The sequence below is a fragment of the Paracoccus sp. (in: a-proteobacteria) genome (genome assembly GCF_030604785.1).
GTDB lineage: Bacteria > Pseudomonadota > Alphaproteobacteria > Rhodobacterales > Rhodobacteraceae > Paracoccus.
In genome coordinates this window covers 1-24,653 of sequence record NZ_JAUVVF010000044.1, presented here as the reverse complement: position 1 = coordinate 24,653, position 24,653 = coordinate 1, and the positions used below count along the sequence as shown (strand labels likewise).

25 protein-coding genes and 1 pseudogene are annotated in these 24,653 nt (G+C 66.3%); 15 read left to right on the top strand and 11 right to left on the bottom strand.

Annotated elements, in window-relative coordinates; genetic code table 11:
- The 7 genes from lhpI to QAR72_RS13345 all read right to left on the bottom strand — a co-directional run.
- On the bottom strand, positions 1-1,622 hold a 1,622-nt coding region (gene lhpI, locus QAR72_RS13375), incomplete at its 3' end, for a cis-3-hydroxy-L-proline dehydratase (RefSeq protein WP_304617877.1).
- Entirely contained in the window at positions 1,619-2,620 is a 1,002-nt protein-coding gene (locus QAR72_RS13370; protein WP_304617876.1) for a 4-hydroxyproline epimerase, read from the bottom strand. The genes QAR72_RS13370 and lhpI, both read right to left, overlap by 4 nt.
- A 1-nt stretch (position 2,621) precedes the next feature.
- Positions 2,622-3,857, bottom strand: coding sequence for an NAD(P)/FAD-dependent oxidoreductase (locus tag QAR72_RS13365; protein ID WP_304617875.1), 1,236 nt, complete (start codon positions 3,855-3,857; stop codon positions 2,622-2,624).
- A 3-nt stretch (positions 3,858-3,860) separates the two neighbouring features.
- On the bottom strand, positions 3,861-4,583 hold the full coding sequence (locus tag QAR72_RS13360) for an amino acid ABC transporter ATP-binding protein (RefSeq protein ID WP_304617874.1): 723 nt from the start codon (positions 4,581-4,583) through the stop codon (positions 3,861-3,863).
- Positions 4,576-5,232 (bottom strand): amino acid ABC transporter permease, encoded by a 657-nt coding sequence (locus tag QAR72_RS13355; RefSeq protein ID WP_304617873.1) that lies wholly within the window; start codon positions 5,230-5,232, stop codon positions 4,576-4,578. The genes QAR72_RS13360 and QAR72_RS13355 overlap by 8 nt, the downstream gene beginning before the upstream one ends.
- 10 nt (positions 5,233-5,242) lie before the next feature.
- The gene (locus QAR72_RS13350) at positions 5,243-5,908 is read right to left on the bottom strand and encodes an amino acid ABC transporter permease (protein ID WP_304617872.1); all 666 of its coding nucleotides are present in this window, start codon (positions 5,906-5,908) and stop codon (positions 5,243-5,245) included.
- A gap of 94 nt (positions 5,909-6,002) precedes the next feature.
- Positions 6,003-6,812, bottom strand: a complete 810-nt coding sequence (locus QAR72_RS13345; protein ID WP_304617871.1) for a transporter substrate-binding domain-containing protein — start codon at positions 6,810-6,812, stop codon at positions 6,003-6,005.
- Positions 6,813-7,009: 197 nt separating this feature from the next.
- On the opposite strand from QAR72_RS13345, the gene QAR72_RS13340 reads away from it, so the two are divergent.
- From QAR72_RS13340 to QAR72_RS13330, 3 genes are all read left to right on the top strand, one after another.
- Positions 7,010-8,038 (top strand): Ldh family oxidoreductase, encoded by a 1,029-nt coding sequence (locus QAR72_RS13340; RefSeq protein ID WP_304617870.1) that lies wholly within the window; start codon positions 7,010-7,012, stop codon positions 8,036-8,038.
- Between the two features lie 50 nt (positions 8,039-8,088).
- Positions 8,089-8,793: a GntR family transcriptional regulator gene (locus tag QAR72_RS13335; RefSeq protein WP_304617878.1), complete on the top strand. Its 705-nt coding sequence runs from the start codon at positions 8,089-8,091 to the stop codon at positions 8,791-8,793.
- 119 nt (positions 8,794-8,912) lie between these two features.
- A complete protein-coding gene (locus QAR72_RS13330; protein WP_304617869.1) occupies positions 8,913-9,875 on the top strand; it encodes a dihydrodipicolinate synthase family protein in 963 nt (320 codons plus the stop codon).
- Positions 9,876-10,030: 155 nt separating this feature from the next.
- Here the strand turns inward: QAR72_RS13330 and QAR72_RS13325 are convergent, their stop codons facing one another.
- The 4 genes from QAR72_RS13325 to QAR72_RS13310 all read right to left on the bottom strand — a co-directional run bounded on the left by QAR72_RS13325 (position 10,031) and on the right by QAR72_RS13310 (position 12,436).
- Positions 10,031-10,756, bottom strand: a complete 726-nt coding sequence (locus tag QAR72_RS13325; protein WP_304617868.1) for a DUF1428 domain-containing protein — start codon at positions 10,754-10,756, stop codon at positions 10,031-10,033.
- A gap of 130 nt (positions 10,757-10,886) precedes the next feature.
- Entirely contained in the window at positions 10,887-11,507 is a 621-nt protein-coding gene (locus QAR72_RS13320) for a YdeI/OmpD-associated family protein (protein WP_304617867.1), read from the bottom strand.
- On the bottom strand, positions 11,504-11,926 hold the full coding sequence (locus tag QAR72_RS13315) for an SRPBCC domain-containing protein (RefSeq protein WP_304617866.1): 423 nt from the start codon (positions 11,924-11,926) through the stop codon (positions 11,504-11,506). Before QAR72_RS13315 ends, QAR72_RS13320 begins: the two co-directional genes overlap by 4 nt.
- A 33-nt stretch (positions 11,927-11,959) precedes the next feature.
- Positions 11,960-12,436 (bottom strand): VOC family protein, encoded by a 477-nt coding sequence (locus QAR72_RS13310; RefSeq protein WP_304617865.1) that lies wholly within the window; start codon positions 12,434-12,436, stop codon positions 11,960-11,962.
- Positions 12,437-12,499: 63 nt separating this feature from the next.
- Between QAR72_RS13310 and QAR72_RS13305 the strand changes: the two genes are divergently transcribed.
- From QAR72_RS13305 to QAR72_RS13250, 12 genes and pseudogenes are all read left to right on the top strand, one after another.
- Positions 12,500-12,997 carry a MarR family winged helix-turn-helix transcriptional regulator gene (locus tag QAR72_RS13305; RefSeq protein ID WP_304617864.1) on the top strand — a complete coding sequence of 166 codons (498 nt, stop codon included), beginning with the start codon at positions 12,500-12,502 and terminating at the stop codon, positions 12,995-12,997.
- Positions 12,994-13,206, top strand: coding sequence for a DUF4287 domain-containing protein (locus QAR72_RS13300; protein WP_304617863.1), 213 nt, complete (start codon positions 12,994-12,996; stop codon positions 13,204-13,206). Before QAR72_RS13305 ends, QAR72_RS13300 begins: the two co-directional genes overlap by 4 nt.
- 326 nt (positions 13,207-13,532) lie before the next feature.
- A complete protein-coding gene (locus QAR72_RS13295) occupies positions 13,533-14,288 on the top strand; it encodes a FadR/GntR family transcriptional regulator (protein ID WP_304617862.1) in 756 nt (251 codons plus the stop codon).
- Entirely contained in the window at positions 14,278-15,285 is a 1,008-nt protein-coding gene (locus tag QAR72_RS13290) for an ABC transporter ATP-binding protein (RefSeq protein ID WP_304617861.1), read from the top strand. Before QAR72_RS13295 ends, QAR72_RS13290 begins: the two co-directional genes overlap by 11 nt.
- Positions 15,282-16,010: an ABC transporter ATP-binding protein gene (locus tag QAR72_RS13285; protein WP_304617860.1), complete on the top strand. Its 729-nt coding sequence runs from the start codon at positions 15,282-15,284 to the stop codon at positions 16,008-16,010. The genes QAR72_RS13290 and QAR72_RS13285 overlap by 4 nt, the downstream gene beginning before the upstream one ends.
- Before the next feature lie 15 nt (positions 16,011-16,025).
- Positions 16,026-16,334: pseudogene (locus QAR72_RS13280) on the top strand (oligopeptide/dipeptide ABC transporter ATP-binding protein); the annotation flags it as partial.
- A 29-nt stretch (positions 16,335-16,363) separates the two neighbouring features.
- Positions 16,364-17,869, top strand: a complete 1,506-nt coding sequence (locus QAR72_RS13275; protein ID WP_304617859.1) for an ABC transporter substrate-binding protein — start codon at positions 16,364-16,366, stop codon at positions 17,867-17,869.
- A gap of 68 nt (positions 17,870-17,937) precedes the next feature.
- On the top strand, positions 17,938-18,885 hold the full coding sequence (locus QAR72_RS13270; RefSeq protein WP_304617858.1) for an ABC transporter permease: 948 nt from the start codon (positions 17,938-17,940) through the stop codon (positions 18,883-18,885).
- On the top strand, positions 18,882-19,763 hold the full coding sequence (locus tag QAR72_RS13265; protein ID WP_304617857.1) for an ABC transporter permease: 882 nt from the start codon (positions 18,882-18,884) through the stop codon (positions 19,761-19,763). Before QAR72_RS13270 ends, QAR72_RS13265 begins: the two co-directional genes overlap by 4 nt.
- Positions 19,760-21,511 (top strand): gamma-glutamyltransferase family protein, encoded by a 1,752-nt coding sequence (locus QAR72_RS13260; protein WP_304617856.1) that lies wholly within the window; start codon positions 19,760-19,762, stop codon positions 21,509-21,511. The genes QAR72_RS13265 and QAR72_RS13260 overlap by 4 nt, the downstream gene beginning before the upstream one ends.
- Before the next feature lie 390 nt (positions 21,512-21,901).
- The gene (locus QAR72_RS13255) at positions 21,902-22,723 is read left to right on the top strand and encodes a polysaccharide pyruvyl transferase family protein (RefSeq protein ID WP_304617855.1); all 822 of its coding nucleotides are present in this window, start codon (positions 21,902-21,904) and stop codon (positions 22,721-22,723) included.
- Positions 22,724-22,965: 242 nt separating this feature from the next.
- Positions 22,966-24,015 (top strand): glycosyltransferase family 61 protein, encoded by a 1,050-nt coding sequence (locus QAR72_RS13250; protein ID WP_304617854.1) that lies wholly within the window; start codon positions 22,966-22,968, stop codon positions 24,013-24,015.
- The last annotated feature ends 638 nt before the right edge of the window (positions 24,016-24,653 follow it).

Here is a 24,653-nt window from a genome sequence, read left to right as displayed (position 1 = left end):
TGCGCGCAGGCGGCGATGCTGCCGAACCGGACCTGCCGCCCCGACAGGCCCGGCCCGTAATGCGCGTATTTGCCGGAATTCGTCATCAGCGCCCGCGTTGCGGACGGAAAGACCGGCTCGGATATCGAACACCAGCAGAGATCGGGCAGCACCTGCACGCCGGCCCCGGTCAGCCGCTGAAGCGTGCCGTCTGCGCGCGCGGCCTCGATCACGGCGCGGCCGGCGGTGACGATGGTCGGGATCGCCACCGGCCCGCCGTCCAGCGCGCCCGCCAGCGCGCGGCACTCCTCGACCGAGGCATGGGGGCTGCCAATGGCAACCAGCTCGACCGCTTCCGGCCCGGCATTCAGCGATTGCCAGCCGCGCCGCATCTGCGGCAGGTCGATACTGCGGTGATCAGCCTCGGGTTCGATGCGCTCGGCTTCTGGGGTGACGCCCTCGACATGCAGCATGGGTGCGGCGGAACTGGTGCCGAAGGCCGCGCAGAGCGCCTTGAGGTTCTCGGGCGTGGGGCGGGCCGCCGCCACGCCTCGGATCAGCGGGATGCGGTCGGGCGAGGCCTGACCGGCCAGATAGCCCAGAAGCGGCCAGAACGCGTCGTCGATGCCTTGGGGCAGCGTCACCTCCACAATCCGCCGCGCGGCGCGGTGCTGGTCCAGATAGACCCCGGCCAGAGGCGCCCGGCCCGTTATTGCGATGCACAGGTCCAGAAAGTCCGGATGCTTGGGCGTGCGCGCGCCACGGACGGAATTGGCATAGATCACCGCATTCGATTCCGCCCAGGCGATGGGTTCGTCCCGCGCGGGGGCGCTGTCCAGCAGATAGGGGGCACAGGTAAAGCTGGGCTGGCAGCCCATCCGCACATAGGCATCGGCCAGACGCTGCGCGGGGTCCCCGAACAGGTCCGGCACGCCTTGCGCCCGCCAGTTCCGGTGATCGACCGAGATCGCATTCATCGTCGTGGGGATGCGGACGCGTGCGCCCAGATCGGCCATGGCTTCCGCGAAGGTCAGGTTGGCGGGGCTCGCATAGATGCACCCGTCGACATGGCCCTGCGTGACCGAGACCAGCCGCTCCGCGCCCTGAAGCCGTGCCATCCGGCAGAGGATGCGCATCGCCTGCTGCACCGCGCGGCCCTCGGCGCCTTCCAGCATGGCGCGGTCGCTGTCGGTCAGGGCGAGTTCGGGGGCGGGCAGATGCGCCAGCGGCAGGGGCTGGCCGCCGGCCACCAGCGCATCGGGGGTGATGCGGATGTGGCTGGCTGTGGCTAGAGTCGCATGCAGATCTGGCGGGCAGCGCACGACCGGGATGGGGCGGTCGAACATCTCGGCCGCGATCAGCGCGCCCAGGGTCACGACATCCTCGGCCTCGGAAAAGATCAGCGCGGCGGGGGCGCGGCCATTGAGCGCCATGTCCAGCAGCACCCCCGATCCGGTGCAGGACCCCCGCGTCGTCGGCATGACCAGAACGGCGCCGGTCAGGCATTGCCCGTGCAGCGGGTGATGCACATCGATGATCGTCGCATTGGCGGGATCGATCCCGCCCCAGAAGCTGATCGGCTCGTCGGTGGCGATGACCGGGCCTTCGGCCGCGCCGGGCAGGATGATGTGGGCGATGCTCATGTGACGACGAAGCCGTGGGCATAGGGGTCGCGGTCGTCGATGAAGATCGTGTTGATCCCCGTCTGCCGCGCCCAGCCCCCGATCGAGGGGATGATCGCGGCCCGCCCCGAAAGCTGCGTCTCGGCCTCGACCCGGCCCTTGAAGATCGAGCCGATGATGCTTTCGTGCCAGAACGCGTCGCCCGGCTTCAGCCGACCCTTGGCCGCCAGTTGCGCCATGCGGGCCGAAGTGCCGGTGCCGCAGGGGCTGCGGTCGATGGCCTTGTCGCCGTAGAAGACGGCGTTGCGCGCGTGCGCGCCGGGCTGCGTCGGCGCGCCGGTCCACAGGATGTGGCTGAGGCCCGAGATCTGCGGATGTTCGGGATGGACGAAATCGTATTTCTCGTTCAGCGCACGGCGCAGCAGGGGCGACCAGCCGATCAGCTGGCCGGCCGTATGGTCGGCGATGTCGCGGAAGTTCTTCTGCGGATCGACGATGGCGTAGAAATTGCCGCCATAGGCGACGTCGACGACGATCTCGCCCAGACCCTCGACATGCGCGGTCAGGCCCTCGGCATGCAGATAGGACGGCACGTTGGTCAGCCGCACCTCCTCGACAAAGCGGTCGGGGCGGGAATAGGTGATGTCCACCTTGCCTGCCGGCGTGTCGATGGACAGCCGCCCCGGCTCGCGCGGTGTGATCAGCCCGTTCTCCAGCGCCATGGTGATCGTGCCGATGGTGCCGTGGCCGCACATGGGCAGGCAGCCCGAGGTCTCGATGAAGAGCACGCCCACCTCGCAATCGGGGCGGGTTGGCGGGTAGAGGATCGCACCCGACATCATGTCATGGCCGCGCGGCTCGAACATCAGGCCGGTGCGGATCCAGTCGAAATCGCGCAGGAAATGGGCGCGGCGTTCCAGCATCGTCGCCCCCTCCAGCAGCGGCGCGCCGCCGCTGACCAGCCGCACAGGATTGCCACAGGTATGCCCGTCAAGGCAGGAGAATGTATGCGTGCCCAAGTCAGAACCTCTGAGGAGAAAACGGAGTGATGGCGATGGGCGGCGGCGCGCCCGTCACCAGATCGGCGACGATGCGGGCCGTGCCCGCCGATTGCGTCAGGCCCAGATGGCCGTGACCGAAGGCGTGGATCACGCGGTCCGACGCACGCGAGCGGCCGATGGCGGGCAGCGTGTCGGGCAGCGAGGGGCGGAACCCCATCCATTGCCTGCCGCCCTCGGTCCGCAGGCCGGGCAGGAAGGTGCGGGCCTTCTGCAGCATCGCCTGCGCGCGTTTCCAGTTCGGCGGCAGGTCGAGGCCCCCCAGCTCGACCGCGCCGCCCACCCGGATGCCGCTGGACAGCGCGCTGACAACAAAGCCATGCCCGCCGAACGTCACCTGCATCCGCAGATCGAAGGCGTCGCGGGGCAGGGTCGTGTTGTAGCCGCGCTCGGTCTCCAGCGGGATGCGGTCGCCCAGATCGCGGGCCAGACCGCGCGCATGGGCGCCCGCCGCCAGCACGACATGATCGGCGCGCCGCACGCCTCCCCCGGCCTCGTGCAGGGTCGCGCCCGAGGCGTCGGCGGCGATCCCGGCAATCTCGGCGCGTTCGATCGAGCCGCCCGTGGCGCGCAGGCGCTCGGCCAGCGCCAGCACGTAGTCCCGCGGATCGGCGATGGAATACCAGCCCGGCGTGAAGGTGCCGTGGGTGAAGCGCGGCGAAAGGCCCGGCTGCAATGCGGCCATACCCGCCGCATCCAGATGATGGAATTCGATCCCGTGATCGGCGCGGGCCTGCCAGCCGGGCAGCGAGGCGTCGAACTCGGCCCGGGATTCATAGACCTGAAGATTGCCGCGCTTCTGCAGCATCGCCAGCGTGCCGGTGGCGGCCAGGAATGGCTCAAGCTCGGCGCGGGACAGGTCCATCAGCGTGGTCTGGGCGGTGGTCGATTGCGCGACCCGGTCCGGCTGGCAGGCCCGCCAGAAACGCAGCATCCAGGGCGCGATCCGCAGCGCATAGCGCGGCGGCACGGAAAGCGGGCCAAGCGGGTCCAGCAGCCAGCGCGGGGCCTTGCGCAACAGACCCGGCGAGGCCAGCGGCAGGATGTCGGTGAAGGCGAAGGCCCCGGCATTCCCGGCCGAGGCGCCCGCCGCCGGCCCCTCGCGGTCCAGGACGGTCACCTCCAGCCCGCGCTGGCGCAGCATCAGGGCCGCCGAAAGCCCGATGACGCCCGCCCCGATGACGATCACGCGCGGCATGGTTCAGGCCGTGGCCGCAAGGAACTTGCGCAATTCGGCGCTTTCGGGCGCGCCGAAAAGCTGGGCGGGGGGCGCGATCTCGGCCATGATGCCTTGATGGAAGAAGGCCACCCGGTCCGAGACCTCGCGCGCGAACTTCATCTCGTGCGTGACGCAGATCATCGTCATCCCCTCGGAGGCCAGCAGGCGCAGCGTGTCCAGAACCTCGCCCACGAGCTGGGGGTCCAGCGCCGATGTGACCTCGTCGAACAGCATGTAATCGGGCGACATGGCCAGAGCGCGCGCGATGGCCATGCGCTGCTGCTGCCCGCCTGACAGGCGGCCCGGATAGACCTTCAGCTTGTCGCCAAGACCCACATGGTTCAGCTGGCGCACGGCCTCGGCCTCGGCTTCGGTCTTGGGGCGGCCCAGAACCTTGCGCTGCGCGAGCATCACGTTTTCCAGCACGGTCAGATGCGGAAAGGCGTTGAACTGCTGGAACACGATCCCGATGCGGCGTCGCAGCTTGTTCAGGTCGGTCCCGCGCGCATGGACCTCGGTCCCGTCCACCAGGATGCGGCCGCTGTCGATGGGCTCCAGCCCGTTGATGCAGGTCAGCAGCGTCGATTTGCCCGATCCCGATCCGCCGATCACGGTCAGCACCTCGCCCTTGGCCACGGTCAGATCGATGCCCTTGAGAACCTCCAGCGGGCCGAAGGATTTGCGGACATTCTCGATTTCAATCATTCGACCATTTCCTTTCGAGATAGCCACCCAGCCGCGCTATGGGGAACGAGATGAGAAAGTAGAACAGCCCGCAGATCAGCAGCAGGAACAGGGGCTCCTGAAGGCGGGTGATCAGGATCTGCGCCGATTTCAGCAACTCGACCACCTGCACCACGTAGACGAGCGCGCTGTCCTTCATCACCCCAAGCGCCAGCCCGATCCACGAGGGCAGCGCGATCCGCGCGGCCAGGGGCAGCGTGACGCTGGTCATGTCCTGCCGCCATGTCAGCCCGAGCGAGCGTGCGGCCCGGCGCAGCGTGGGCGGCACGGCCTCGATCCCGCCGCGCACGATCTCGGCGCAATAGGCGGATGTATAGAGCGACAGAACCGCGCAGGCGACCGTGAACCCCGAGATGCGCCAGCCAAGCACCGTGGTGACGAAGGCATTGGCCAGAACAAGCTGGATCAGCAGCGGAATGGACCGGAAGATGTCCAGCACCAAGGTCAGGGGCGCCGCCCACCACGGCCCGATCTGGTGGCGCAGGATGCCGAAGGCGATCCCCATGATCGTGCCGAAAAAGACCGAGATGGCGGTGACGACCAGCGTCATCCCGGCGCCGCGCGCCAGAAAGATCAGGTCGTTCGTGGTCAGGGCGGTATCGAAGAACATCATCTCCCCCTCAATACCGGAACAGCCGCGCTGCCAGCAGGCGGGCCGACAGGGTGACGGTCTTGGTGATCAGGTAGAAGATCACCGCAGCGATGGCGAACAGCTCGAAGGTGCGGAAGGTGCGCGCGTTCAGGTCGCTGGTCACGCCGTAGAGGTCGGTGTTCATCGCCACAACCGTCCCGAGCGAGGTCATCAGGATCGCCCAGACCATCTGGTTCGTCATCGGCAGGAACGAGATCCGCAGCATCTGCGGCATGACCACGTAGCGGAACGCCTGAACCGGCGTCATGCCAAGCGAGCGCGCGGCGCGGGTCTGGGTCTCGGGAATGCCCTTCAGCGCGCCTCGGAAATTCTCGGCCAGATAGCCCGCATTGTTGAAGGCGATGCCGATCAGCAGCGACAGATAGGGCGACAGATGGATTCCGAAGCCTCCCAGCCCGAAATGGACCATGTAGATCTGGAACAGCGCGGGCGTATTGCGCGCGATCTCGACCCAGGTGGAGGCGATGGCGGACAGGAGGCGGCTGCCCGACAGGCGGAACAGCGTCAGGATCACCGCGATCGAGATGCCGATGACCATCGACAGGATCGCGACTTCCAGCGTCACCAGCGCGCCTTCCAGCATGCGCGGCAAGGAATTGAGGGCCTGCGCCCACCGGAAATTGTAGTTGAACATGACGCCTCCGGCCGCCGGGCGGCAATTGTGACTGGCGAGGGCACAGCGCAGCCGGGGCGCGCCACGACGGGCGCGCCCCGTTCAGGGGATCAGCTCAGCGATAGACGCCCGGGATCGTCAGATCGGCCGGCTCGCCCTCGCCGATCCACTTCTCGTAGAGCTCGGCATAGCGGCCGGTGCGGACCTGCTGGTTGATGAACAGGTTCATGTAGTTGATCAGGCCGTATTCCTCGCGCAGCGTGATCAGCGCGACGTAGTCGGGCACCATCGGAGCCTTGTCCACGATGCGGATGCCCGGGAAGTTGCCCGAGGCGACATTGGCCTCGGCCACCTCGACGGTCGATACGGTCGCGTCAAGCTGGCCCTGGCTCAGCGCCAGGAAGACATCGGCCTGGTTCTGATAGGGACGGAACTGCCCCTCGCCCCATTCGGCGACCTTCTCCTCCAGCCAGATCGCCTCGTAGGTGCCGGCGGTGGCGCCGACGGTCTTGCCGCGCATGCCCTCCCAGTCGGTCATCTCGACGTTCTGGTTGGCGACGACGGCGTTCTCGAAGGCATAATAGGGGATCGAGAAGCCGACCGTCTTGGCCCGTTCCAGCGTGTCCGAGGTCGACGCCACGGCCACGTCGACGCGGCCCGACATCAGCGCGGGAATGCGTTCGGGAAAGGTCGTCTCGACGATCTCGGCCTGCACGCCGAGGGCGGCGGCCAGATCGTTGCAGTAATCGACGTCAAAGCCGATCGGCTCGTTGTTGCTGTCGCGCGAGCCCATGGGCGGAAAGTCCAGAACGACCGCGCAGCGCAGCACATTGGCTGAGATGATGTCGTCCAGCTTGTCGGCAAAAGCCGGGGTTGTCAGCCCGGCCGCCAGCATCAGCCCCGAGGCAAGAATACCGGTTTTCATGAAGTTCCCCCTGATTGTCAGCGACTCGTTTTTCTCGTGGTCCGTGCTGCTGACTATCCGAGCAAGTCGCGCGTAGATCAAATGAAAAATACAAGAATTATACAAAGAGGATTCAATATTGCTGATGGCTTGCGATTCTGTGGACAGCTTGTATGCAATGAAGCATCCCGTGCTTTCAGCCGCCAGAGGTTCCCGCCATGACCGCGATCACCGTCCAGGACTTGACCGACCGTGTCGCCGCCATCCTGCGGCGCGCTGGAATGAACGCGACGCAGTCCGACGCGCTGGCGCGGATCATGGCGGCGGGGGAACGCGACGGCTGCAAGTCTCACGGCATCTACCGGATCGAGGGTGTCCTGCGGACCATCCGGGTCGGCCAGGTGAACGGCCAAGCCGAGCCACGCCTTCTGCCCGATGACGGGCGCGCCATCATCCGGGTCGATGCCGGACGCGGCTTTTCCACCCCGGCCTTTGAACTGGGGCTTCCGCATCTGGTCGCGCGGGCGCGCGAACTGGGGCTGGCGGCTATGGTGGTGAACGATTGCACGCATTTCTCGGCCCTCTGGCCCGAAGTCGAGGCCGTGACCGATCACGGGCTGGCGGCGCTGGTCATGTGCCCAAGCTATGCCAGCGTCGCGCCTGCGGGCGGGACCAGCCCCCTTCTGGGGACGAACCCGCTGGCCTTTGGCTGGCCGCGTCCCGGCGGGCATCCCTATGTGTTCGATTTCGCCACCTCGGTCGCCGCGCGGGGCGAGCTGGAACTGCTGCGACGTGCGGGCAAGCCGCTGCCCGAGGGCTGGGCCATCGGCCCAGACGGCGCGCCGACCACCGACCCCGAGTCCGGGCTGGCCGGCGCGATGCTGCCCTTCGGGGGGCACAAGGGCTCGGCCATCGGGACGATGATCGAATTGCTGGCCGGCATCATGATCGGCGACCTGACCAGCCCCGAAGTGCTGGAACAGCTCGGCACCACCACACTGGCGCCGTTCCACGGCGAATTGGTGATCGCGCTGTCGCCCGAAGCCTTTGCCGCCGGTCGGCCCGGCGATCCCTTTGCCCGGGCCGAATTGCTGTTCGACGCGATCACAGGGCAGGGCGCGCGGCTGCCCTCGGCCCGCCGCTTTGCCGCCCGCGCCGCCTCGCAGGCCGATGGCATCCATCTTGACGAGGCCGAGCGGCGGCAGCTTGACCGGATGCTGGAACTTGGCCTTGACGCAGTGGATTGACCGGGTTCTGACAGGTCCAGCCCTTCCCTTCCCGAACGACCGGAGTGACCATGCTCAAGACCGACACAGCCAATCCGGCGGAACGCAAGCGGGGATCAGGGGTCCGCGTCGTCTATGAATCGCTGCGCGACGAGATCCTGGACCTGACGCTGGCCCCCGGCAGTCCCATCGACGAGGTGCAGCTTGCCGAACGCTTCAACATGTCCCGCACCCCGATCCGCGAGGCGCTTGTGCGGCTGGCCGGAGAGGGCCTGGTCGAGACGCTGCCCAACCGCTCGACCATGGTGTCGAACATCGACTTTCTGAACCTGCACACCTTCTTTGACGCGTTGACGCTGATGTATCGCGTCACGACGCGGCTGGCGGCCCAGAACCATGCGGCGGGGGATCTTGAGCGGATCCGCGCCCATCAGGCGCAGTTCGCCGCAGCGGTCGAGGCGCAGCAGGCGCTTGCGATGATCGCCACGAACCGCGAGTTCCATGCCGCCATCGCCGAGGCGGGCCGGAATCCCTATTACACCGGCCTGTTCCTGCGCCTTCTGGACGAGGGGCGGCGCCTTTTGCGGCTGTATTATCAATCCTTCGACGACCGGCTTCCGCAGGAATTCGTCGACGAGCACGAGGCGATGATCACCGCCATCGCCGCCCGCGACGTCGAGGCCGCAGACAGGCTGGCGCGAAGCCATGCCAACCAGATCGTGCGGCAGATCCAGCAATTCTTCGCCCGTGATGCCCGGCAGGATATCGCGCTGTAGCGACCGAGCTTGTCGACAGCGTGCATATTGTTGTCGACAAAGAAAATGCAAAGGCTATTCTGATCGGCGACCGGTGACGAGCCCGTCCCTGCCTGCCCGCGCGAATCAAGGAGCTTTCGATGGACAAGACAGTCTTTAACGGGGTGATCCCGGCGCTGATGACCCCCTGCACCAAGGATCGCACGCCCGATTTCGACGCGCTGGTGCGCAAGGCCCAGCAGCTGATGGCGGCGGGCATGTCGGGTGTGGTCTATTGCGGCTCGATGGGGGATTGGCCGCTTCTGACCGATGTGGAACGGATGGAGGGCGTCGCCCGCCTGGTCGAGGCGGGCATTTCGGTGATCGTCGGCACGGGCGCGGTCAATTCGCGGCTTGCCGCCGAACATGCCGCCCATGCGGCGCGCGTCGGGGCGGCGGGCCTGATGGTCATTCCGCGCGTCCTGTCGCGTGGCTCGTCGCCGGTGGCGCAGCGTCACCATTTCAAGGCCGTCCTGTCGGCGGCGCCCGACCTGCCTGCGGTGATCTACAACAGTCCCTATTACGGCTACGAGACAAAGGCCGATCTGTTCTTTGCCCTGCGCGCCGAACATCCGAACCTGATCGGCTTCAAGGAATTCGGCGGCCCGCGCGCGATGACCTATGCGGCCGAGCACATCACCAGCGCCGATGACGACGTGATCCTGATGGCGGGCGTGGATACCGGGGTCTATCACGGCTATGTCAAATGCGGCGCCAGCGGCACGATCACCGGGATCGGCAACGTCATCCCGAACGAGATCCTGCATTTCGTCTCGCTGGCCAAGGCTGCGGCTGCCGGCGATGCCGAAGCGCGCGACCGCGCCCGTGAACTGGGCGAGGCGCTCGAGGTGCTGTCGTCCTGGGACGAGGGCGCCGATCTGGTCCTCTACTACAAGTATCTGATGGTGCTGCAGGGCGATGCGGAATACGCGCTGCACTTCAATCCGACCGACGCGCTGACCCCCAGCCAGCAGGCCTGGGCCAGGACCCAGTTCGACCAGTTCCGGTCCTGGTATGCCGCTTGGTCCGCCCGTCACGGCCTGAACGTGACGCGCGCGGCCTGATGGGCGCCCAGCACTGTGCTCCGCAAGGTGGCATTTGGCTGGCCTGTCGCGTCTCCCATACAGGATGGTGCACCCGTGATGCGCATCGACGGGGGCCTGACAATGCGGGCCAGTCGTTGCCGCGCTTGCCTGGAACTCCAGCATGGCGGCTCTTCTCAGACTGGGCGCGATGCCTGAACGACCGGTGTGAAGCCGCCCCAGATCATGCGGGTCATGTCGAAGGGGCAAGACTGACCGGATAGTCGCGGGTCGGTGCAGATGCGGGCATTGCCCTCGTCGCGGGCGTTGCGGTCGGGCCATTGCACCCAGGCGAAGACCACAGCCTCGTCCGGCCTCGCCGCGACGGCGTTGCGGAAATCAGTGATCTTTCCGTCCGGGATGTCGAGTTCCCAGCATTCCGCCACCCAGCTTGCGCCGTGCTCGAGGAAAACCGGATCGCAGGCGCGGGCATAGGCAGCGAAATCGTCGCGGGCGGCGCACGGGACGGGGATCACGAAGCCGTCGAAAAAGCCCCCGGGCCCGGGCGCGCCAAGTTCGAGAAGCGGCTCGAAATGCCCCCAGATCACGCGTCGGCCATCAAAGGGCATGGGGTTTCTGGCCGGATCGACGCGCGGATCGTCCATCGCGGCCTGAAAGTTCCGTTCTTGCGCGTCCCGGTCCGGCCAGCGGTAGAACGAGAAGATCACGCTTTCCCCCGCCTCGGCCAGGACCGCCTTGGGAAACGAGTGTGCCTCGCCGACAGGCACGTCCTCGCCCCATCCCTCCATCGCGGCGCTCAGGCCGTGATCAAGAAAGGCCGAGGCTGCAAGGTCAGCATGGATGATGAAGGCGTCGCGGTTGGCGGTGGGAACTGCCGCGATGAAACCGGTGATGCAGGTCATGAGCTTTCCTCCGGAAGGCAGGTTGTGCAGATGGATCGTCGTGCCGCGAAGCCGTGGCAGGCAGCGCGAACTGGCTCGGGCGGGCGCCTTTTAATTCAGCCGGCTTCGCGAGCAGGCAAGCCAGCAGGCGTCAGCGTTCATGGGCCCCTTTCCCCTCGATGATCCTGTCGCGGAATTTCGCGATGCGACGCCGTCGTGTTTGGGCGGTCTTGGCGCCGCTCAGGGCGATGACATAGCTTCTCTGTCGGCCGGGCGTCAGCGCGTGAAACGCGGTGGCAAGCGCGGGGTCGTCGTCCAAGGCCTCGACCAGTTCGTCGGGAAGGTCCGGGCTGCCGGATGCCCGGGGCGGCCTTCGGCCAGCCTCGGCATGGGCGACCGCCTCGGCCAGATAGGCAAGCAGAATAGGCGCCGTCCGTTCGACCTGATCGGCACTCTCGAACCGGATCGTATTGGCATGCCGCGTATTTGGCCCCGGCTTGTCCAGCACATGCTCGGGGTCCTGCAGCAGCGCCGCGTCGAAGAAGCCTAGGACGAACCTGTCCCGGAACGCGCCGATGATCGCGATGTTGCGCCCCGCATGCCGGTAGCAGGGCTGGCCCCACCGCACGGTCTCCTCCAGCCCGGCCGAGCGGCAGATCGCCCGCAGCCGCGCCAGGCCCTCGGCCCAGATCCGGGTCGCGCAAGCCTCGGTGTCGAACCGGTCGCAGCGTCCGCAGCCTTTGGTGAAGTAGTCGTCGGCGGCCTCGATCACGGCGTGCCTCGATGGGTGGCGACATGGGCGGCGTAGCTGTCCAGGATCGCCTGCCAGCCCTGGCGCTGCATCTCGGGCGGGTTCATCGTCTCGGGGTCGAAGCGCGTAGTGACGCGGGTGCCCGCGCCTTCGGGCACAAAGGTCGTCCGGGCCCGGCGTCCATCCTCCAGCCGCAAGGTCAGGGTGCGGGGGGCGTCCACCTCTTCATAGACGCCCTCAAGATCGAAGCCGAAAGAGCCGTCGCGCGCCTCCATCCGCACGACATGCCGGCCCCCGGCCCTCAGATCGACGCTGGCCGAGGGACAGTGCCAGTCGGGCGAGGCCTGGTTCCACTTCATGATCGCCTGCGGCGTGGTAAAGGCCGTCCAGGCCGCGTCGGGCGATGCGGGCACGAAGGCCGAGATTTCAATGGGCTCCATCACGATTTCCTTCCGGGCTGGGTGGTGCGGCCGTCACCCGCGTCGTGCGGCATCGATGGCGGCGTGGTCGATCTTGTGCATGGTCATCATCGCGGCGAAGGCGCGGGCGGCCTCGTCGCCGCCCTTGGCCAGCGCCTCGGTCAGGGTGCGCGGAGTGATCTGCCAGCTCAGGCCCCACCGGTCCTTGCACCAGCCGCAGGCGCTTTCCTGTCCGCCGTTTCCCACGATGGCGTTCCAGTAGCGGTCGGTCTCATCCTGCGTGTCGGTGGCGATCTGGAACGAGAAGGCCTCGCTCTGCGGGAAGGCCGGGCCGCCATTCAGGCCGATGCAGGGAATGCCGAAGATCGTGAAGCCCACGACCAGCACATCGCCCGCCTTGCCCGAGGGATAGTCGCCCGGCGCGCGGCTGACCGAGGACACCGTGCTGTCGGGAAAGATCGAGGCGTAGAAGCGCGCGGCGGCCTCGGCCTCGCTGTCGAACCACAGGCAGATCGTGTTCTTCGGGATCATCGCGGCCTCCTGTCGCCGCGGCGCGGGATTGCAGCCGCATAAATCATTTGATATCAAATTAACATGGAAGAGACAACCCCCGAGCTTCTGCCGCGCGAGACGGTGCTTCAGATCCGCGACACATGCCTGTGCCTTGCAGCGCAGCGGGCTGCGCGCAGGCTTGCGCGGCGCTTCGATGCGGTGCTGCGGCCGTTCGGTCTGACGAACGGGCAGTTTTCGTTGATGGTCGCGCTGAACCAGCCAGACCCGCCGCCGATGGGGCGGCTTGCGCCCTTCCTGGCGATGGACCCCTCGACCCTGACCGCAGCCGTCAAGCCGCTGGCCCGACGGGGCCTGCTGACGGTCGAGCCGGACCCCGATGACCGCCGGTCGCGCCTGCTGCACATCACGCCCGAGGGCGTGGCGCTGATGCGGCAGGCGGCCGAGGTCTGGCGATCGGCTCATGCCGCGCTTGACGCCCAGTTGCCTTCCGGACTGCCCGAGACTTTGCGTCAGGGACTGGCGGCCGTTGCCGCCGCCCCTCCGCCCGCACCGCTAAACCCCGGAAAGGACGACTTATGACCGACAAGCCGGTAAAGGGCCCTGCCTCGTATTTTCCCTCGATCGAACGAACCTATGGTCGCCCCATCGCAGAATGGCAGGCGATCATCCGTGCGCAGGGTCCGAAGAAGCACATGGAACTGGTCGCCCTGCTGAAGGAGAAGCACGGGATGGGTCACGGCCATGCCAACGCGCTGGTCGCCCATACGCTGGCCGAAGACCGGGCGTGACCAACCGCGCTGCCTGATGCCGCGCCGGCAGAGGGTCGCCATTGCGCGTCCTTCCGTATCGGCGTGGCGTTGAGGCACCGGGGCGCGGCCTTTTTTCCTGGTGGCCTGATGCGCGTACCGGTGCGCTCGGCGCGGTGATGGCGCACTGGCCCGGCTAAGCTGACGAGCCAGCACGGATAAGCGGCGATCATCGCAAGGCCCAGTCCGTGCACGATCTGCCCTCTCAGCAGGCGTTCTGATGCGCAAGCGGGCCCTGCCGGGGGCCATTTCGATTTGAGCGCTCAAAAAGGTTGCCAAGGGGCGTGGTGGAACCTTACGGTGAACCAATGACAAATGGTTCGCCCATAAACGAGGTCGGTCAGGTGCAGGACCGGCACGACCAGACGGCCTATTCCTCGCTGGCGCTTGAACGGGTGCGGGCGCTGCTGTCCTCGCCGGACATGCAGCGCGGGACGCGCCTGCCGCCCGAGCGCGAACTGGCCGAGACCCTGGGTGTCGGACGACGCGCCGTGCGGCGCGCGCTGGAAGTCCTTGAGGCCGAAGGCCTTGTCTGGCGCCGTCAGGGGGCGGGCACCTTTGCCGGGGCGCCGCCGGGGCCACGCTCGGCCCATCCGCTGCACCTGCCTGCCACGCCCTCGACCCTGTTGCACGTCATCGAATCCCGGCTGGCGCTTGAGCCGTCGCTCGCGCGGATGGCCGCCGCCCGTGCCACGCCGGACATCCTGCGCCGCATCGCCGTCTGCATCGAGCGGATCGAGGCCGCCCCCGATGTCGATGCCGCCGATCTGTGGGACAGCGCGCTGCATCGCGAGATCGCGCAGGCCACCGGAAACCCGCTGCTTCTGGCGCTGTTCGACCGGATCAACGCCTGGCGTCACGATGCGGGCATCCGTCAGCTGCGCATGCGGACCCGCGCGCGCACCGGGACGGGCCATGCCCAGGACGATCACCGCCGCATCCTAGCCGCATTGCAGGCCGGGGACGGTGCCGCCGCCGCCGGGGCGATGCGCGATCATCTGACCGAATTGCACGCGATCTTCCTGCGCTACAGCCAAGAGGAGCTGACCGCCGATGACGGCTGACACCCCCGTTCTGGACCTGCGCGAATTGTCCATCCGCTTCAAGGGCCAGCCGATCGACCTGATCGACCGGGTCAGCCTGTCGATCCGCCCCGGGCGCACGCTGGCGCTGGTCGGTGAATCGGGCTGCGGCAAGTCCGTGACCTCGCTGGCGGCGATGGGGCTGCTGCCGAAAAAGGCCGCGACCGTGACCCACGGACAGGTGCTGTTCCGGGGCGAGGATCTGGGCGCCAAGACCGTCACCCAGACGGAATCGCTGCGCGGCAACCGCATGGCGATGATCTTTCAGGAGCCGATGACCAGCCTGAACCCGGTCTTCACCATTGGCGATCAGGTCGCCGAAGCCGTGCGCCGCCATCGCGGCTGCACGCGCGAGGCCGCCCGCGCCCGCGCGTTGGAGATGTTCCGTCTGGTCCGGATGCCCGCCGCCGAAAAGCGCATGGACGATTATCCGCACCAGCTGTCAGGGGGTATGCGACAGCGGGTGATGATCGCGATGGCGCTGGCCAACGACCCGGAACTGCTGATCGCGGACGAACCCACCACGGCGCTGGACGTGACGATCCAGGCCCAGATCCTGGACCTGATGCGCGATCTGCTGACCCAGACCGGCGCCGCCATGCTGATGATCACCCACGATCTGGGCGTGGTCGCGGAAATCGCCGACGATGTGGCTGTGATGTATGCGGGCCGCGTGGTGGAAACCGGCCCGGTCGGCGCGATCTTCGGCGATCCGCAGCACCCCTACACGATCGGCCTGATGGGCTCGATGCCGGCGCTGGCGGGCCGGGCGCAGGGGGCGGCGCGGTTGATGACCATTCCCGGATCGGTCCCTGTGCCTGACGCGATGCCGCCCGGCTGCCGTTTCGCCTCGCGCTGTCCCTTTGCCAGCGCGGAATGCGACGCGGGGCGGCCCCATCTGCGGGTTCTGGGCCCCGGCCATGCCGTCGCCTGCATCAAGGCCCCGCTCGAGGCGCATTTCGCGAAAGGTGCGGCATGAGCGATCCGATCCTGACCACGACTGCTTTGGAAAAGCGTTTCACCTCGGGCAAGGGGATCATCGGCAAGCCGACCGTGATCCATGCCGTCAACGGCGTCAACCTGTCGGTGATGCGCGGCGAGACCTTCGCCATCGTCGGGGAATCGGGCTGCGGGAAATCGACGCTGGCGCGGCTGCTCGTGCGCCTGCTGGAACCGAGCGAGGGGACCGTCACCTATGACGGGCGCGACCTGACCACGCTTGGCGCGGCCGAGATGCGCCGCCTGCGGGCCGAGATGCAGTTCATCTTTCAGGATCCGTTCTCGTCGCTGAACCCGCGCATGACGGTCGAGACCATCGTGGGCGAGCCGCTGCTGGTGCATTCCGACCTCTCGCGCAAGGAACGCCGTGCGCGGGTGGCGGAACTGCTGACCAAGGTGGGGCTGCGGCCGGACCATGCCGACCGCTACCCGCATGAATTCTCGGGCGGGCAGCGCCAGCGCATCTGCGTGGCGCGGGCCCTTGCCTCAAGCCCCAGGCTGTTGATCGGGGACGAGCCGGTTTCCGCGCTAGACGTGTCGGTGCAGGCCCAGATCGTCAACCTGCTGGAGGATCTCAAGGGCGATTTCGGCCTGACCCTGATCATCATCGCGCATGACCTGTCGGTGATCCGGCACATGGCCGACCGCGTGGCTGTCATGTATCTGGGTGAGGTGGTCGAGCTGGCCGCGACGGAAGCCCTCTAGTCCGCGCCGCGCCATCCCTATACGCGGGCGCTCTTGTCCGCGATCCCGGTGCCCAGCCCCGGCGGGCGGGGCCAGATCGCGCATCTGGGCGGCGACATCCCCTCGCCCGCCAATCCGCCGCCGGGCTGCAAGTTCCACACCCGCTGCCCCCATGCGACCGAAATCTGCCGCACCACCCGCCCCGTGCTGGAGGAGGGGACGGCCCATCAGACGGCCTGCCATCACTGGCGCGAGTTGCCGGCACTGACCGAGCCCGCGCCGACCCCCGAACGCAGCCCTACCACAGCGGCGCGCTTCGCGCTCTGGCGCGAACATTCCACCTGAACAACCAAGAAACCAACCGGGAGACGATAATGCACATCAAGACCTTCATGGCGACGCTGCTGACCACGGCGGCTTTCGGGGGCATGGCCGCCGCGCAGGATCTGCGGATCGGTCTGAACGAGGACCCCGATTTCCTGGACCCGGCGCAGTCGCGGACCTTCGTGTCCTCGCTGGTCTATGAATCGCTCTGCAACCGGCTGTTCAACACGAATACCGACATGGAGATCATCCCCGAACTGGCCACCGAATGGGACTGGTCGGATGACGGGCTGACGCTGGTGCTGCAACTGCGCGAGGGCGTGGTCCATCACGACGGCACCCCCTTCAACGCCGACAGCGCGCGCCGCGTGCTGGAACGCAACATGACCCTGCCGCAATCCTCGCGCCGGTCGGAGCTGACCTCGATCGAGGGCGTCGAGGCCACGGGCGAACACGAACTGACCATCACGCTGAACGCCCCCGACGTGACCCTGCTGGCGCAGCTGGCCCATCATGCGGGACGGATGTATTCGCCCGATGCCGCCGAACCCGCCGCCGAGCGTTTCGGCCAGGCCCCCGTCTGCACCGGCCCCTATCAGTTCGCCGAACGGGTCGAGGGCGACCGGATCGTGCTGACCAAGTTCGACGATCACTGGGAAGCCGACGAATACCATTACGACCGTGTGATCTATCAGCCGATCCCCGACACGACCGTGCGGCTGGCCAATGTCCGTTCTGGCGATCTGGACATCATCGAACGCACCGCGCCGTCCGACGTGCCGCAGATCCAGGGGGATGACCTCCTGCAATTGTTCGAGATCGCCAATATCGGCTATCAGGGCATGACCATCAATGTGGGCAACGGCCCGCGTTCGGAAGGGCCTCTGGGCTCGGATGCGCGGGTGCGTCAGGCGCTGTCGCTGTCGATCGACCGCGAGGCGCTGAACCAGGTCGTCTTCGAGGGGCAGTATGTGCCGGGCAACCAATGGGCCGCGCCGGGCACCACCTGGTATGACGAACGCGACCCGCTGCCCGCGCGCGACGTGGAGCGCGCCCGCGAACTGCTGGCCGAGGCCGGGGTGGACACGCCCTTCGCCATCGAGATGCAGGTCGGCAACAGCCCCGTCGCCATGCAGCAGGCCCAGGTCGTGCAGGCCATGGCCGCCGAGGCGGGCTTTGACATCAACCTGCGTGCGACGGAATTCGCCACGCTGCTGTCCGAGAACGCGGCGGGCAATTTCGACATGTCGCAGCAGGGCTGGTCGGGCCGCATCGATCCCGACGCCAATGTCCATCCCTTCGTCAGCTGCGAGGGCGGCAACAACGATCAGAAATATTGCAACGAACAGGTCGACGCCCTTCTGGCCCAGGCCCGTGCCGAGCCTGATCCCGAGGCCCGCAAGGCGCTCTATGACCAGACGCGCGAGATCCTGGCCGAAGAGCTGCCGATCATCTACCTCTACCACATCAAGTATTTCTTCGCGATGCGTCAGGGGATCGAGGGCTTCGAGCCCTACGCCGACGGCATCATCCGTCTGCGCGGTGTCAGCGGCTGATCCCGTCCCGAAGGCCTGTGCCCGGTGCATCGCCGGGCGCAGGCATCCCCTTGCCAAAAGAGGCCGCCATGACGCGTTACATCCTGAACCGGGTGCTGGTCGCGATCCCCACGCTGCTGCTGGTCACGATCTTCGTCTTCATGCTGCAGAAGCTGCTGCCGGGCGATCCGATCCTGGTCCTTGCGGGCGAGGATCGCGACCCCGAAACCATCGCCATGCTGCGTGAGCAATACCGCATGAACGATCCGCTGATCTGGCAGTATCTCTACTGGCTGGGCGACGTGATGCGGGGCGATCTGGGCACCTCGCTGCGCACCGGCCTGCCGGTCACGGAACTGATCGCGCAGAAGCTGCCCGTGACGATCCAGCTGGCGGTGATGTCGATGATCTTTGCCATGGTGATCGGCATTCCTGCAGGCGTCATGTCGGCGGTGAAAAAGGGCACGTTCTGGGATTATCTGGCGAACATCATCGCCCTGTCGGGTCTGTCGGTGCCGAATTTCTGGCTGGGGATCATGCTGATCCTGCTGGTCTCGGTCAATCTGGGCTGGCTGCCTGCCTCTGGCTATGAAAGCCCCTGGGTCGATCCGGTCCGCAGCTTTCAGACCATGCTGATGCCCTCGATCGTGCTGGGCACCGCTTTGGCCGCGACGCTGATGCGGCATACGCGATCCTCGATGCTGGGGGTCCTGCAGGCGGATTATGTCCGCACCGCCCGTGCCAAAGGCCTGCGCGAAAAGACCGTGATCCGCCGCCACGCCTTTCGCAACGCGCTTCTGCCGGTGATCACGCTGTCGGCGGTGATGTTCGGCGAATTGCTGGCGGGCGCGGTGCTGACCGAACAGATCTTCACCATCCCGGGTTTCGGCAAGATGGTGGTCGATGCGGTCTTCAACCGCGATTATGCCGTGGTGCAGGGCGTGGTGCTGGTCACCGCGACGGGCTTCATCCTGATCAACCTTCTGGCGGACATCCTCTATGTCCTGCTGAACCCGCGCATGAGGGCCGCGATATGAGCGATGCCGTGATCGCAACCCCCGCAGCCCCCGTCGTGGCCCCGCGCCGCAAGAACCGCGCATGGGAAAAGCTGAAGCGCAACCGCAGCGCCATGGTCGGCGGGATCTTCGTGCTGTTCTTCGTCCTGCTGGCTGTGCTGGCGCCGGTCCTGCCGATCCCGAACCCGGCCGCGACGGACTGGGCCAAGATCCGCCTGTCGCCCAATGCCGAGCATTGGCTGGGCACGGACGAGATCGGCCGCGACATCCTGTCCCGGATGATCTGGGGCGCGCGCGCCTCGCTGATGGCGGGGGTCGTGTCGGTGATGATCGCGCTGGCCGTCGGCGTGCCTCTGGGCGTGCTGGCGGGCTATTTCGGCGGCTGGACCGACCAGATCATCGCGCGGGCCACCGACGCGCTGCTGGCGATGCCTTTCCTGATTCTGGCCATCGCGCTGGCGGCGTTTCTGGGCCCCAGCCTGACGAATGCCATGATCGCCATCGGCCTGTCGGCGGTGCCGGTCTTCGTGCGCCTGACGCGCGGGCAGGTCATGTCCGTCAAGACCGAGGACCATGTCGAGGGCGCCCGCGCCATCGGCCTCGGCCATCTGCGGATCATGTCGCGCTACATCCTGCCCAATGTCTTTCCGCCGATCCTGGTGCAGGCCACGCTGACCATCGCCACCGCGATCATCGCCGAGGCCTCGCTGTCCTTTCTGGGTCTGGGCCAGCAGCCGCCCGCGCCCAGCTGGGGCTCGATGCTGGCGACGGCCAAGAACTTCCTGTCGCAGGCGCCTTGGATGGCCATCTGGCCGGGGGCCGCGATCTTCCTTGTCGTGATGGGCTTCAACCTGCTGGGCGACGGCCTGCGCGACGCACTCGACCCGAAAGAGACATGATGACCGGCGCAATCGCATCCACCCATCACCTGGCGACCGAGGCCGGGGCCGACATCCTGCGCGCGGGCGGCAACGCCTTCGACGCGGCCGTGGCCGCGGGCCTGGTCCTGCAGGTGGTCGAGCCGCATCTGAACGGCCCCGGTGGCGATCTGCCCGCGATCCTGTGGAAGGACGGGCGCGCAACGGTCCTCTGCGCGCAGGGCCCCGCGCCGGCGGGGGCCACGATCGACCATTACCGGGCCCAGGGGCTGACGCTGATTCCCGGCAACGGCCTCTTGGCGACCGTCATTCCGGGCGCCTTCGACGGCTGGATGCTGATGCTGCGCGATCACGGCACGATGGAGCTGCCCGAGATCATGGCCCCCGCGATCCGGCTGGCGGCGGACGGGCATCCGATCCTGGACCGTGCGGCGGATGCCATTGCCGGGTTGGCAAGCTTCTTTACCGAGCATTGGCCGTCTTCGGCGGCGGTCTGGATGCCGGGCGGAGCGGCCCCGGCCAAGGGGGGGCTGTTCGCGAACCCCGATCTGGCGGGAACCTGGCGGCGGATCGTCGATCTGGCGCAAGGTGACACGCGCGAAGCCCGGATCGACGCGGCGCGCGACGCCTTCTATCGCGGCTTCGTGGCCGAGCGCATCGGCGCCTTCATGGCCGAAGCGGCCCTGATGGATGAAAGCGGTCGGCCCCATCGCGGCGTGCTGACGGCGGATGACATGGCGGGCTACGCGGCCAGCTACGAGTCACCGACGACCCTGACCCAAGGCGGCTGGACCATCGCCAAGACTGGGCCCTGGGGTCAGGGGCCTGTCATGCTGCAGGCGCTGGCCGTGCTGGCGGGCGACGATCTGGCGGCGATGGACCCGACCGGCCCGGACTTCGCCCATCTGGTGATCGAGGCGCAAAAGCTCTGCATGGCCGACCGCGAGGCCTATTACGCCGATCCCGCCCGCTTCCCTGTTCCGATGGATGAACTGCTGTCGCCCGGTTACGCCGCGCAACGCCGCGCGCTGATCGGGGACCGCGCCGATAACCGGCTGCGGCCCGGCACCCTGCCGGGCTACGAGGCGCAGATCGCCCAGGTCAGCGCCATGCTGGATCGCCTCAGCCTGCCCGAGGGTGCCGTCTACGAGCCAACGATGGCGCATCTGTCGGATGCCCCGCGCGGCGACACGGTGCATCTGGATGTGATCGACCGGTGGGGAAACATGGTCTCGGCCACGCCCTCGGGCGGCTGGCTGCAAAGCTCGCCCATCGTGCCGGGGCTGGGCTTCTGCCTGAATTCGCGGGCGCAGATGTTCTGGCTGGATGCCCGGGCGCCCTGTGCGCTGGCACCCGGCAAGCGGCCGCGCACGACCCTGTCGCCCAGCCTGGCCTGGCACGAGGACGGGCGGCGCATCAGCTTCGGCACGCCGGGCGGCGATCAGCAGGACCAGTGGCAATTGCTGTTCTGGCTGCGCCACGCGCATCAGGGGATGGACCTGCAACTGGCCGTGGATGCTCCGATGTTCCACATCACGCATATGCCGTCATCCTTCTACCCCCGCACCCGCGCACCGGGCGGCGTCGTGGCCGAGGACAGCCTGCCGGACGCCACCCTCTCTGCGCTGGAACGGGCCGGCCATGTCCTGACCCGTGCGCCGGCGGGCAGCGTGGGGAGGCTGACGGCAGCGGCGCGGGACGCGGATGGTCGGCTGACGGCGGCGGCCACGCGGCGCACCGCCCATGGCCGGGCCATGGTGCTGGACTAGCGCGGTCCGGGCGCGACGATGATGCGGTTAATATGTGGTGCAATCGTCAAGCGGCATCTGATCGATAACGGAACCCCCACGACCGCAGATGAGGAAGCGGGCGGTCGACATCATACTGCACAGTCTGCTGCCAAATGACCGTTTGTCGACCGCCAACGGGACCAGACGGACGCGCCGTTCACGACAAATCTTGGTGTGAACCATAGTTGGGCGCTTTTCCGCCGCTCAGTGCGGCTCTTCTGCATGCAGTTCGGGCCCGTAGCGCGATCACCCAGTGCTGACCTGTTTCCGCGGTTGACACACCGCTGCGGGCACAAGACAAGTCGAGTCATACAGGCTGACCACGTCCCGAAGGCCTGATTCACGAGTTACGGTTCAAGGAAGTCCGAATTGACCGAAGTAGCCCAACACGAGCCTTTCCGCCTCTTCTGGTGGGTCCCGAAGTCCAAGGGTATAAACCTCGGCGACGAGATCTCACCACTTGTCCTGTCGCATGTGAGCGGGCGCGAGGTCGTCCGAGGTTCACCAAATGATTGCGACGGCATTGCCATCGGCAGCGTGTTCAACCCAGGAATGGCGGATGCTCGCAAGCGCACCAAACCGCTGTTCGTCTGGGGCAGCGGAACCGGGAAGCCGTCACCCTGCTCAATGCGGCAAATGTCGGTCACGATTTCCGCGCTGCGCGGTCCGCTGACCGCAGGTCAGATCGAGGGTTGCCCCGATGTGCCCTTCGGTGATCCCGGCCTGTTTGTCCGCGAGATCTGGCCCGGCCCCGCCGAGGGGACCGAGCGGACAAAGGTCGGTCTGATCCCCCATCATAGCATGCTGAAGCATCCGGCGTTGAAACAGTTCAAGCAGGCCTTCGGGGACGTTGTCATTCTTGACTTCACTGACCCCGACATCGCCAAGACACTGTCGCGTCTGGCGCATTGCTCGCGGGTGGTCTCCTCCAGCTTGCATGGGCTTATTTTCGCCGATGCCTACGGGATTCCCAGCCTGTTCTGGAAAGAAAGCGAGACCACCGTACCTTGGAAGTATCAGGATTACTTTGAAGGCGTTGGTCGCGAAGGCTTCTGCCATCGCAACAGTACGGAGATCGTTGAGACCACGTTGAAAGAGGGCATAGATGCGCTGCCCTTCTCACATCTGCCGGAACAGCGTTGTCTTCAGGTCTTGGATGGGCTGCGCGAGGCTGTAAAGGCGATGCCCTGAAGCTGCGCGTTGCGTCCGCGCGTGATGCTCGCGCGCGTCCGCCCCCTCCAAAGGCTGGCCCCGCATCAGGGGTACAATGAAAGCGCGTGACGATGCAGAGTTTCTATATCCCTGGCGTTGATGGCCCCACGGTTCCTCACCCCGATGGGACGCTTCATGGAACGGAACTGGGACAGGCGGCTGTAGATGTATTTGATGGACGCACGATCTGCCCCTTCCCCCGGATAAAGGGACGTGACGGAATGAAGTCCCTTCATGGCACGAGACGCCGCAACTGGATCGTTCGCGGATCGGGGATCGTTCCGCTGAGAGGAGCCGTCTGCGACCAAGGGGGACTTTTCACCGCGCAGGACATTCCTGTCATGGGTTTTTCCGGCGCAGGTTTCTTCAGAAAATTCATCACGATGGGCAAGGAGTATCGGGCCGGAGCTGGCATACCTCGTATCTCCGAACGCTCGTTGGTTGTCTTCATGAGCGATACCAGCAATTACTACCACTTCATCGCGGATGTGATGCCGAACCTCGCGCGAGCCATAGGGGCTGCGGCCAGTCTGGATGCCGAGCAGATGGTGATCTATGGTGAAGAGCCCGAAGGAGGCTTTCGCCGGGCCTATCTTGACCTCATGCTGGCGCGGCTGGGAATTCCGGTCCGTTTTCACAAAGGCCCCTTTGCCGTTGACGACGGATACTTCATCGTCAACAGCGCACATAGCTATGCTCGTGACCCGGAAACCGGCGCATTGCTCAAATTGCCTCAGCCCAGCCCGTATCCTTTCGGCACGGCGGAAGGAATGTGGGATTTCTTTGACGCCTTTGATCGCGGTCATGTCGCTTTGCCCGAGGCACCTGTTCGTGCACCGATCCTGATCGTTTCGCGCGCCCATCTCGAGAATCGAAAGATCGTGAACGAGGACGAGCTGGTAGAACGGCTTTCCCCTTTGGGCGCCGAGCGCGTGATCCTCGAGGATTACAGCCTGCCACAGCAGATCGCGATGGTCCGAGCAACTCAGGTTCTGGTCGGGTGTCACGGCGCCGGGATGATCAATGGCGGCTTCTTGGGAAAGGGTGGTCGCGTCATCGAGATCACGGCCCGTCAATACGCCGCCCGGTCGCGCGATTTCGCGCGGCTCTCGCATGTACGTCCGATCCGCTATTCCTTCATCTTGGCCGACGAGCATGGCGACCGCTTCCAGATGACCTCGAACCTTGGGAACAACATCATCATGTCGCCGCAGGCGCTGGCCATGGCGTATGAATGGGCCAGCCACACGCTGAATGCCGAAGCGTCATGACAGGGTTTCCAACGCGAGGGGACCCCTCGCAGCCTGCGCTGTGCTCCCGACCTTCAGGCTGCCGCTTTATTCGGCCCCTTGGAGACTGACGGTTTGAGACGGGAGCTTTCGGCCAAGCTTTCTTAGCTGAGAAGGGAGGTTGGTGAGCTGAAGGCATCCAAATGCAGAAGGCGCTTATTGTGAATAGGGTTGGGCTTCAGGCCCATTGATTTTCAAAGTAAGAAAGTTACGGTTGCGGCGAGAGCGACGGCGGATAGTAGCGTGTGGCGATCCGGCGCCAGTACTTCATCCCACCAAACGTGATCTCGAGCCGGTTGCGACGCTTATCGTAGCGGATGGCCTTACCATGTGACTTCCGGCTTGCGATGCAGGCGCTGAACTGGCCCCCTTGGGTTCCTTGTTCACAACAAAAATCTGCGGGTTTGAGATTGGTAGTGGGGCGTTTCTGGGCAAGTTGGCCGGGCGCGGAGCCTTTAAATCGCTGAAACGACCGGCGCGCCTCGAGCGACGTTGAACTGGCCCCCTTTTCGACCGGACACTCGGGCATAACCATGGAGGCTTAGGCATATGCCTGAGCACGTGCTTATGTCTTCTTTGGTTGCCGCCCGTGATGCAAGAGGCTTCAGACCCCGGTGGCT